Source organism: Saccharopolyspora halophila, assembly GCF_039531955.1.
Taxonomy (GTDB): Bacteria; Actinomycetota; Actinomycetes; order Mycobacteriales; family Pseudonocardiaceae; genus Saccharopolyspora; species Saccharopolyspora halophila.
On sequence record NZ_BAAARA010000003.1, the window covers coordinates 67,090 to 78,010 of the forward strand.

At 71.0% G+C, this 10,921-nt stretch carries 7 protein-coding genes; 3 read left to right on the plus strand and 4 right to left on the minus strand.

Annotated features, from left to right (window positions below):
• Positions 1 to 6: 6 nt before the first annotated feature.
• A complete protein-coding gene (locus ABD289_RS05590) occupies positions 7 to 2,475 on the plus strand; it encodes a PEP/pyruvate-binding domain-containing protein (RefSeq protein ID WP_344127283.1) in 2,469 nt (822 codons plus the stop codon).
• A gap of 1 nt (position 2,476) precedes the next feature.
• Here the strand turns inward: ABD289_RS05590 and ABD289_RS05595 are convergent, their stop codons facing one another.
• The 3 genes from ABD289_RS05595 to ABD289_RS05605 all read right to left on the minus strand — a co-directional run bounded on the left by ABD289_RS05595 (position 2,477) and on the right by ABD289_RS05605 (position 8,130).
• Complete coding sequence (locus tag ABD289_RS05595) at positions 2,477 to 3,205, minus strand: DedA family protein (protein ID WP_344127285.1); 729 nt, start codon at positions 3,203 to 3,205, stop codon at positions 2,477 to 2,479.
• Between the two features lie 207 nt (positions 3,206 to 3,412).
• A complete protein-coding gene (locus ABD289_RS05600) occupies positions 3,413 to 5,428 on the minus strand; it encodes an ABC transporter permease (RefSeq protein ID WP_344127287.1) in 2,016 nt (671 codons plus the stop codon).
• A 5-nt stretch (positions 5,429 to 5,433) separates the two neighbouring features.
• Positions 5,434 to 8,130, minus strand: a complete 2,697-nt coding sequence (locus ABD289_RS05605; RefSeq protein WP_344127289.1) for an MMPL family transporter — start codon at positions 8,128 to 8,130, stop codon at positions 5,434 to 5,436.
• A gap of 128 nt (positions 8,131 to 8,258) precedes the next feature.
• Here ABD289_RS05605 and ABD289_RS05610 point away from each other — a divergent pair, with 128 nt between their 5' ends.
• Both ABD289_RS05610 and ABD289_RS05615 read left to right on the plus strand, forming a co-directional pair.
• Complete coding sequence (locus tag ABD289_RS05610) at positions 8,259 to 8,909, plus strand: TetR/AcrR family transcriptional regulator (RefSeq protein WP_344127292.1); 651 nt, start codon at positions 8,259 to 8,261, stop codon at positions 8,907 to 8,909.
• Between the two features lie 528 nt (positions 8,910 to 9,437).
• Entirely contained in the window at positions 9,438 to 10,424 is a 987-nt protein-coding gene (locus ABD289_RS05615; RefSeq protein ID WP_344127294.1) for an endonuclease/exonuclease/phosphatase family protein, read from the plus strand.
• Between the two features lie 66 nt (positions 10,425 to 10,490).
• On the opposite strand, the gene ABD289_RS05620 is transcribed toward ABD289_RS05615, so the two are convergent.
• On the minus strand, positions 10,491 to 10,799 hold the full coding sequence (locus ABD289_RS05620) for an antibiotic biosynthesis monooxygenase family protein (RefSeq protein ID WP_344127296.1): 309 nt from the start codon (positions 10,797 to 10,799) through the stop codon (positions 10,491 to 10,493).
• Positions 10,800 to 10,921: the final 122 nt, after the last annotated feature.

Below are 10,921 nucleotides of genomic sequence, written 5' to 3' on the forward strand. Positions count from 1 at the left end.
GCTTCGATGGACCAGGGCGCAACGACGCGCGCGAACGTGATCGCGCTGTCGGACATCCGCGGCGGAATGCACGGCCAGGTGGGCGGCAAGGCGGCGGGTCTCGCCGAGCTGATCGCCTCGGGCGAGCGGGTCCCCGACGGCTTCTGCCTGACCACGGATGCGTTGAGCAACGGTGAGCTGCCCGCCGCTGAGCTGGCCGCGGCTTACGAGGCGCTGGGCGGCGGACCGGTGGCGGTGCGTTCCAGCGCCACCGCCGAGGACCTGGCGGAGGCGAGCTTCGCGGGTCAGCAGGACACCTACCTCGACGTGAACGGCACCCGGGCCCTGGTGGAGGCGGTTCGGGACTGCCGCGACTCGCTGTTCACCGACCGCGCGGTGGCCTATCGCGAGGCGAACGGCATCGCGGGCGAGGACGTGCGGATCGCGGTGGTCGTGCAGCGCATGGTCGCGCCGCGCGTTGCGGGCGTGCTGTTCACCGCCAACCCGCTGACCGGTTGCCGCACCGAGATGGTCGTCGACGCGGTGGCCGGGCTGGGCACCGCCGTGGTCGACGGGTCGGTGACCCCGGATCACTACGTGCTGAACGGAGCGGTGCCCGAGCAGCCCGGCGGCTGCCTGACCGGGGAGCAGCTGTCCGCGCTGCTGGCGGCGGGTTCGCGGGTTCAGCAGCACTTCGGGACCCCGCAGGACGTGGAGTGGGCGATCGATGCCGACGGGGTGCTGTGGCTGCTGCAGTCGCGCGCGATCACCACGCTGTTCCCGCTGCCACCGGACAACGGCAGGCCGAAGCCGCGGGTGTACTTCGAGTTCGGCAACATGCAGGGCATGCTGCGGCCGTGCACGCCGATGGGCATGTCCGCGATCAAGCTGGCCTGCGGGATGTGGTTCGGCGAGTTCGGCCGCGGAAGCGGGGACCCGGTGGACGGCACGCCCGGTTTCGTCGACATCGGCGGCAGGCTCTACGGCGACATGACGGCGATGGTGCGCAGCAAGTACACCCGGAAGCGGCTGCCGGAGTCGATGTCGATCTACGGCCCTCGGATGGCCGAGATGACCAGGCTGGTGATGGCCGATCCGCGCTTCTCCGAGCAGTCCCACCTGCCGTTCCGCCCGAGCCTGTCGGCTGCGGTGAAGCTGCAGACGAAGGTGGTCCTGCCCGCCGCGATCGGGATCGCCCGCGCGTTCGCCCGCCCGGCCGCCGCGCGCGAGCGCGCCTTCGCGGCCGTCGAGTACCTGCGCTCCCGGAGCGCATCCGGCGCGCCGAGCACCGCGGCCGAGCGCTTGCGCCTCGCCGAGCGGGCGCAGCGCGACTTCATGCTGGGCCGGGAGATGAGCGGGCTGCTGTGGCCGTTGACCGCCGGGATCATGGCGGGCACGCTGCCGGCGACGCTGCTCAAGGGAATGGCCACCGATGCGGAGCTGAACACGGTGCTCGGCGGCCTGCCGCACAACGTCACCACGCAGATGGACCTGGCGCTGTGGCGGCTGGCCGCGCGAGCGGGCGAGCGGCACCGCGAGCTGTTCCGCGACACCGCTGCGGAGGAGCTGGCCGCGATGCACCGCCGCGGCGAGCTGCCGGACATCGGTCTCGACGAGTTCCTCGCCGAGTACGGCCACCGCACGTCCGCCGAGGTGGACATCGGGGTCCCGCGCTGGAGCGAGGATCCGGCGCCGGTGTTCGCCACCATCGCCAACTACCTGCGCATCGAGGACCCGGAGCAGGCCCCGGACCGCCGGTTCGAGCGGGCCAAGGCCGACGCCGAGGACAAGCTCGAGGAGATCGTCCGGCGCGCTCGCCGGAGCAGGCCGGTGCGCGGTCGGCTGGCCGAGTTCCTGATGCGGCGCAGCCGCGAGCTCACCGGCCTGCGCGAGCTGGGCAAGTTCGGCTGGCTCTACTCGTTGCGCCAGATGCGCGAGCAGCTGCTGCTGGTCGGCGCGGACCTGGCGGGCCGCGGTCTGCTGGAGCGGTCCGAGGACGTCATGTACCTGGATCTTCGCGAGGCCAGGGCGGCGGTGGCAGGCCGGGATCAGCGCGAGCTGGTGGTCGAGCGCAAGCGCGTCCACGACCGCGAGCTGCGCCGCACCCGGGTGCCGATGGCGGTCCTGTCCGACGGGACCGATCTCGAGGCCGTCGCTCCGGCGCCGGAGGCGGAGCCGGGCACGCTGGCGGGCATGGGCGCCGCGCCGGGTGAGGTGACCGGCCGGGCCAGGGTGGTCCGCGATCCGGCAGGTGCGCGTCTGGAGCCGGGCGAGATCCTGGTCGCCCCGACCACGGACCCGGGCTGGACACCGCTGTTCATGACCGCCGGTGGGTTGGTCACCGAGACCGGTTCTCCGGTCGCGCACGGGCCCACGGTGGCCAGGGAGTACGGCCTGCCCGCGGTGATCTGCGTGCGGGACGCGACCACGCAGATCCGGACCGGGCAGCTGATCACCATCGACGGGGTGGCGGGAACGGTCCGGTTCGAGGACTGAATCAGTCGATGCGCCGGAACTCCTCGGTGGCGGCTTCCGAGGTGGGCACGCGGGCGAACTGGACCGTGGGGGCTTCGGCGGCGGCGCGTTCGCGCCGGCCGTTGCGCACGCGCACGGCCACGAACACCGCGATCGTCAGGATCGTGGTGAGCAGGACCGTGCGGGAGAGCAGTCCCGCGTAGTGCTCCACGAGGTGCCAGTTCTCGCCGAGCGCGTAACCGGCGAGCACGAAGGCGGTGTTCCACACCAGGCTGCCCAGCGCGGTCAGCGCGGAGAAGACGCCGAGGCCCATGCGCTCCACACCGGCGGGAACCGAGATGAAGCTGCGGAACAGCGGCAGCATCCGGCCGAAGAAGACGGCCTTGGTGCCGTGCTTGGCGAACCACGCCTCGGTCTTGTCCACGTCCGAGAGCTTGATCAGCGGGGCGCGGGCCAGCAGGTTCCTGGTTCGCGTGCGGCCGAGCTTCGCGCCGACCCAGTACAGCGCCAGCGCGCCGACCAGCGAACCGAGCGTGGTCCACAGGATCGCGCCTAGCACGGACATGCTGCCCTGGCTGGCGGTGAACCCGGCCAGCGGCAGGACCAGCTCGGACGGCACGGGCGGGAACAGGTTCTCCAGCGCGATGATCAATCCGGCGCCCGGGCTGCCGAGGGATTCCATGACCCCCACCACCCAGCCGGCGAATCCGGTTGGTTCTGGGGAGGCGGTTGCCGAGATCATCGAATGCATGCGGGGGTCTCCGGGCGGGCTCGGGGAAGTCCGTCCTCATCCATCGTTCCATCGAACAACCCCAAAACCGGCCGAACTCAAGTGATTTCCATCACCAAGCACGTCGAACCACCCCGAGGACCACCAAGAGCACGACCCCGAATTCCAGGGAAATCGGGGTGCGGAATTCCCTGGAATTCGGGGTCGTGCGGGTGCTGGGCGGGTGGGTTACCAGGCGGGTCGGCGGACCGTGGGGGTTGGTAGCTGGCGGCGGAGGCTCTTGGCCGGGAGCGTGCGGGCCCGGTCCACCGCCAGGGCGAAGACGAGCACGCCCGCTGCCAGCCAGACGAGCAGCTGGGCGATTCCGCCGGTCACGCCCGCGCTGCCGGTGACGATCGCCGCCAGCGCCTGAACCGCGCCCTGGGTCGGCAGCACCGAGGCGACCGCCTCCAGCGAACCCGGCACCGTCGAGATCACCCCGGTGGCGGTGGTCAGCACGAGGACCGCGATGGACACGATCCGCCCGATCGCGCCGAAGACCGCCACCAGCGCCTGGTTGACCGCGACGAAGGACAGCGACGCCAGCAGCGTGACGCCGGCGAAGGCGGCCCAGGAACCGAAGCTCAGCCCGAGGAACGGGGCCAGCGCGGTGCTGACCACGATCGCGGCGACGGTGGCGACCGCCGCGCCTGGTGCCAGCGAGCTCAGTACCAGGCGCCAGGTGGACTTGCGCGAGGTGGCGGCGTCGCCGGGAATCGCGCGGGTGACCGCGTAGATGCCCAGCGCGGCGGTCCAGAACGCGATGGCCACCAGCAGCGCGATCAGCGTCTTGCCGAAGCCGGGCAGGTTCGAGTTCAACGAGGCCGGGCTCGCCGCCACCGTCTTGAGGTGTTCCCGTTCGGCGTCGGTGTAGTTCGGGATGTCGTCGATTCCCGAGCCCATCTCCTCGGCGAACTGCCGGTTGCCGGTGGCGACCTGCTCGCTGCCGCTGGCCAGTTGCTGCGCGCCGCCGTCGAGCTGCTGCACGCCGCCGTGGAACTCCTCGATCCCGTTGGACAGCTCGCGGGCGCCGCCGGCGAGCTGCTGCGCGCCGCCGTTGAGCTGCCCGATGCCCTGCACCAGCTGCTCGGAGTTCTCCGCCAGCATCCGGTTGCCCTCGGCGACCTGCGCGGAGCCAGCGGCCAGGCCCTGCATGCCCTGCTTCATCTGCCTCGCGGGCTGCTGGATCTGCTGCTTGAGCGAGTCCAGCGCTCCCTCGCGCTGCTGCAGCGCCTCGGCCTGCTCGCGCAGCTGCTTGCACAGGTCCACCGAGGTCTCGGACAGCGGGCACTGATCGGCCAGCTTGGACAGCGCCTCGGCCGTGCTGGACTCGGTGGGCATCTTGTCGGTGGCGGTCAGGATCCTGTCGGCCATCGGCACGAACTGATCGGCCATCCGCTGGTTGCCCTCGGCGACCTGCTCGGCGCCGTCGGCCAGCTCGTCGGTCTGCGCAGGCATCTGCTCGACCTGCGAGTACAGCTGCTGGAGCCCGCCGGCCAGCTGCTCCGAGCCGCCCGCCAGCTGGCCGGCGCCATCGGAGAGCTGGGCCGAACCGTTGGACAGCTCACCGGTGCCCTGCGCCAGCTCTCCCGCGCCGTCGGCGAGCTGCTCGCTGCCGTCGGCCAGCTTCTGCGCGCCGTCCACGGCGGTGCCCATCTGGTCGTGCATCTGCGCGAAGCCGCCGTAGAAGCCGTCCAGCAGCTGCTCGATGATCTGCCGGTTGAACTTCGCCACGCTCTGCCGCGCGGTGGCGTCGACCGCCGCGGCGTCGGCGGGCGCGGCGGCGGGGGAGGCCTCCACCCGGATGCCCGCGCGGGTGGCGTCCATCGGCTCGCCGGACATCGCCGAGGCGGTGTTGCCGGAGAACTCCGGCGGGATGGTCACCGCAGCGGCGTAGCGGCCCGAGGCGAGGCCGTCCGCGGCGTCCGAGGAGTCGGTGATCTGCCAGTCGTAGCCGGTGTCGGTGCTGTTCACCAGCTTCGCGGCCATCTCCCGGCCGAGCGGTGCCAGCTGGCCGTCGATCTCGGTGGGTTCGTCGTTGTTGACCACCGCGACCTTGGCCGAGCCGTGGTCGGACATCGGGGCCCAGAACGCGAAACCGAGCACGCCGACGATCAGCACCGGCACCAGGACCAGCCCTAACCAGGTGCGCCTGCCCACCGAGCCACCGGCGCGGCGGGTCGCGTGAGTGAACGGGTTCAGCACTTGCCTCAAACCTCCAGGAGACGACCGGCCGCGGGAGCGTCCGGGCGCGCGGAAAGTCGCAACGAGCTCGACCGGTCCGCGGGCAGCAGACCGTCGGTGAGAGCGGGGTTCTGGTGGGTGACCACGAAGGTCACGTCCGGTGTGGACGCCAGCAGGCGGGAGATGTCGGTGCGCTGCGCGTTGTCGGCGACCGCGTCCAGCTCGTCGACGAGCACCAGCCGCACGCCCTCGTTGATCGCCTGCGCGATCTCGGTGGCGGGCGCGGCGCTCTCCCGGCAGGGCACCAGCGCCGTCAGCGAGCGGACCGCGCGGGCGCGCTGCGGCAGCAGGTAGCCGAGCACTCGCAGGTCACCGCGGACCGCGCGGGCCCGTCCGCCCAGCGCGTGCAGCAGCGCCGAGGACTCCACGTCGGAGCCCTGCACGGCCAGCACCTCGCCGGGCCGCAGGCCGATGTGGACGTCGCCGACCACCGTCTCGCCCCGGTCGTCGTGCACCGTCAGGTCGCGGGCGCTGACCACCTCGTCGTTGCCCGGCCAGTCGGTCAGCCGCAGCTCGTGCTGCAGCGCCTCGCCCTCGACGTCCAGCTCGGGCAGCCTGCGGGACAGGAACCGCGGCAGCCACCAGGCCTTGTCGCCGAGCAGCGCCATCACCGCGGGCACCAGCGTCATGCGCACCAGGAAGGCGTCTACGAACACGCCGACGGCCAGGCCGAACGCGATCGGCTTGATGTTGCTGTCGCCGTGCGGGACGAACGCCGCGAACACCGCGATCATGATCACCGCGGCGGCCAGCACGACCGGCGCGACGTTGGTGAACCCGGACTCGATGGCCCGCTTGGCGTCGCGGTGCCGCGCGTAGTCCTCGCGCATCCGCGAGACCAGGAACACCTCGTAGTCCATCGCGAGGCCGAACAGGATCGCCATCAGCAGCAGCGGCAGGAAGCTGATCACGCCGCCGACGTGCGAGAGGTTCAGCGGGCCCGCCAGGTGACCCTGGTTGAACACGAAAGCCGTCGCGCCGAACGTCGCGCCCACCGACAGCATGTAGCCGAGCGCGGCCTTGATCGGCACCCACACCGAGCGGAACACCATGGCCAGCAGCACCAGCGTCAGCCCGACCACGATGATCCCGAAGGGCAGCAGCGCGTCGGTGAGCTTCTCCGACAGGTCGATGCCCACCGCGGTCATGCCGGTCACGGCCACACCGGAGCCGTACTCCTGCTCGAAGTGCGGGCTCATCGCGCGCAGCCGGTGCACCAGGTCCTCGGTCTGCGGCGACTCGCCGCCGGTGGTCGGCACCACCTGGATGATTCCGGTGTCGATCGTCTCGTTCGGGGTGGCCATCGGCACCGCGGCGACCCCGGGCAGCGCGCGGATCTCGTCGGCCATGCCGTTGATCTGACCCATCGGGTCATCGGTGCCGATGACGTCGGTGGTGACGATCAGCGGGCTGTTGTAGCCGGGGCCGAAGTGCTCGGCGATCGCGTCGTAGGTCTCCCGCGCCGGGGTGTGCAGCGGCTGCGCACCGGCGTCCGGCACGGACAGCCGCAGGTCGGCGGCCGGGATCGAGCACACCCCGAGCCCGGCGACGATGATCACGATGGTCAGCACCGGAGACTTGGTCACCGCGCGCACCCACGCGAGCCCGAACTTCCTGCGCGGTTTGGTGCTGCGCCTGCGCTTTGGCCGCAGGCGGTTGCCCGCGAAGGCCAGCAGCGCCGGGATCATGGTCAGCGCCACCCCGACGCCGACCGCGATCGCCACGCCTGCGAGCACGCCCATCGTGGTCAGGAACGGAATCCCCGGAACGGCGAGCGCGAGCAGCGCGATGATCACGGTCATGCCCGCGAAGATCACCGCCGAACCGGCGGTGGCCACCGACCGCGCGATCGATTCGCGGACCTCGACGCCTTCGGCCAGCAGCTCTCGGTGCCGGGAGACGATGAACAGCGAGTAGTCGATCCCGACCGCGAGGCCGAGCATCATGCCGAGCATCGGCGCGGCCGAGGAAACCGTGGTGAACGCGGTGCACAGCAGCACGATCGTCATCGAAACGCCGACGCCCACGAGCGCGGTGATCAGCGGCATCACCGCGGCGACCAGCGAGCGCAGCATCAGCAGCAGCACCAGCAGCGCGACCACCACGCCGACGCCCTCGGTCATGCCGACCGCGGGCATGTTCACCGAGAAGACCTCGCCGCCGACGTGCGCCTCGCTGCCCGCGCCGAGCTGGTTCTCCAGCTCGGCGGTCTCGCGGACCAGGTCGTCCTTGGTCGACTGCGGGATCTCGGTGGCCTGGGCCTTGAACTGGGCGTTGATCAGCACGGTGCTGCGGTCCGGCGAGACCTGGTTCTCGACCATGTCGCTGAACGGGTTCATCACCGCCGAGACGCCGTCCCAGCCCTCGATCTCGCGGACGGTTTCTTCGACGGCCGCGCGCCGCTGCGGCGAGTCGATCGGCTGTCCGTCCGGCGCGGTGACCACCAGCTGCGCCCGCGACCCGCTCATCTGCGGGAAGACGTTGTTGAGGTGGTCGAGGGTGTCCTGCGACTCGGCGCCGGGGATCTCGAACTTGGTCTCCATCCCTTGCTGGAAGAACGCAGCGCCGGTGCCCAGCACGGCGAGCAGCGCCAGCCACCCGACCAGCACCCAGCCTCGGCCGCGAACCACGGCCCGCGCTAACCGGTAAAGCAACGAAGACAAGCCGGAACACTCCCGAACGAGTTCGATACACGATGTATGCGATACAGACTGTATAGTTTCCGAGATCCACGTAGCTCGGACGTGTGGACAACTGTGAGTCGAAACACCAAGCGGGAGAATCACCGACCATGACCGGTCAACCGCGCCAGCGGGAAACACGGCGACGCGCGGAAACGCGGCGACGACTCATCGACGCCGCGCGCGAGGTGTTCGCCGAGCACAGCATCCGGGACACCCCGGTCGAGCTGATCTGCGAGACGGCCGGGTACAGCCGCGGCGCGTTCTACTCGAACTTCGACACCAAGGAGGACCTCTTCCTCGCGGTCTACGAGGAGGAGATGGCGCTGCGCATCGAGCGCACCAGGGCGATCGTCGAGGACGTCATCGCGCTGGGCATCGAGAACGAGCGCGATCTGCACGAGGCGATGGTCAAGGTCGGTACTGCCTGCGCCGAATCGCTGATCGCCGACCAGAACTGGTACCTGCTGGTCACCGAGTTCCGCGCGCACGCGCTGCGCGATCCGCAGCTGCGCGAGCGCGCGGGCGGGCATCTGGAGAAGCTCACCGACGCGGTCGCCGGGCTGATGCTGGACGCGCTGGAGCGGCTCGATCTCCGGTTGGTGGTCGACGCCAGGGACGCGGTCCGCGCCCTGACCTCGCTCTACGAGGCGGAACTGGAGCGGACCGCCTTCACCGGTGTCCAGACGACCACGCAGAGCCCCCTGTTCACCGAGGTCTTCCCCAGCATGGTCCGCAGCTTCATCGAACCTCGGGGGTAGGGGTTTCCGCGGTCGGTTTGCTGGCCGGTGCGGGTGGGGGAACCTGACGCGTCGTGTGGCTGCGGGGTCCGTTCCTTGAGTAGCCACCTACGCGGCGTCGCGGCTGTCCTCGCCACACGATCGCGTCAGAACCCCCGGCGGTGCGGGCTGAGTCCCGCACTTGGAACGGCGGCTGCCGCCGCGTGCCGCGAGGTCCCTAAGGAGATATTTCAGTTTGAGGTTTGCGTGGCGGTGCCGGGAGCGGAACCTCAGACGCCGTCGGGCTCCGGGATCCGCGACTTGAGTAGCCACCTACGCGGCGCTGCGGCTGTCCTCGCCCGACGACGTCTGAGAACCCGCGGCGGTGCGGGCTGAGTCCCACACCGCATGCGGCTCTGCCGCATTCTGAAAGGACCCCTGAGGCCGGGGCAGGGTGCGCCCCGGTTCGCGCGTCGTCGTGACTCGTGGGGCCTCGGGCCGGTCATCTCGCGGTCGTCGCTCTTCTTCTGCGGCGGGCGTCCGGTCGGGGGAGCGGGTCGGGGAGGCAGGATGGTTCGCGTGGTGGATGCCGAAGACGTGGAGTTGCCGCGCAAGCCCGGCGGCGGATGGACGACCGCGCTGCTGACCCTGGTGTCGCTGGGATTCTGCGGCTGGGCGGCGTTGTCGCTGGCAGCGCTCGACGGGAACCGTTACGCGGTGGCGCTCACGGCGCTGACCCAGTACGCGGTGCCCGCCGGCGCGGTGCTGGTGCTGATCGGGCTGTTCCTGCGGCGCTGGTTGAACGTGCTGATCGTGGTTCTGGTGACGCTGGCGCTGAGCTACTACGTGGTGCCGCGCGCGCTGCCCGACGAGATGCCGCCCGCGGCCGGGGAACCGATGAAGGTGCTCTCCTTCAACGCCTACCTGGGCGAGGCCGACGCGGAGCGCATCGTGGCCGCGGTGCGGCGGAACCGGGTCGACGTGCTCAGCATCCAGGAGCTCACGCCGGACCTTGTCGCGCGGCTGGACGCCGCCGGGCTGTTCGCCGAACTGCCGCACCGGATGCTGCGTCCCGGGCCGAGGGGAGAGGGCACCGGGATCGCGTCCCGCCACCCGCTGCGCGAGCTGAACGCGGTGTCGGAGACCGTGCTGGCCCAGCCGTCCGCGCTGGTGGACCTGCCGGGGCGCGACGTCGAGCTGGTCGCCGTGCACGCCTTCTGGCCGATGGGCGAGAACACGGTGCCCACTTGGGAGCGCGATCTCCGCGCGCTGCCGGGGCCGTCGCACGACGACCGGGCGCGGGTCCTGGCGGGCGATTTCAACGCGACGCTCGACCTGACCCGCATGCAGGAGTTCCTCGGCCGGGGCTACACCGATGCCGCGGCGGCCACCGGCCAGGGCCTGCTGCCGACCTGGCCGTCCGGGTGGTTCCCGCCGCCGGTGACCATCGACCACGTGCTCACCTCCGGCAACGTGCGGCCGGAGGACTACCGGGTTCTCGACATCCCGGGCAGCGATCACCGCGCGGTGCTGGCCACCCTGCGGGTCATGCCCTGACCGCGCGTGTCCGGCGCCGGTCGTGCCCGCACCGGGGAGGGGTGCCCGGGGCACCCCTCGCACCGGTCACTGCTCGGGTTTGGACTCCTGGACGAGCTCGAACTCGAGCAGGCTCGAGCCGGAGGCGACCGGGTTCTTGGCCTCACCGGCGTGGGCTTCCTTGGCGGGGCCGCTGGCCCATGCCTGGAACGCCTCCTCGGACTCCCAGCGGGTGTAGACGAAGTAGCGGTCGTCGCCCTTGACCGGGCGCAGCAACTCGAACCCGAGGAATCCGGGCGCGCTGTCCACCGAACCGTGCCGGGCGGCGAATCGCTTCTCCAGCTCCGGCCCGGAACCTTCGGGGACCTCAATCGCATTGATCTTCACAACAGCCATGCGGCCAGCCTACGAGCGCCCGGCTCCCAACGCCCACGGCACGCCGCCAGAACTCTCCGGTCATCCGGTGGCTTGTGCGGGTCGCGACAGTTTTGCCTAAAACTGCAAGGCCGTCGGCGCCC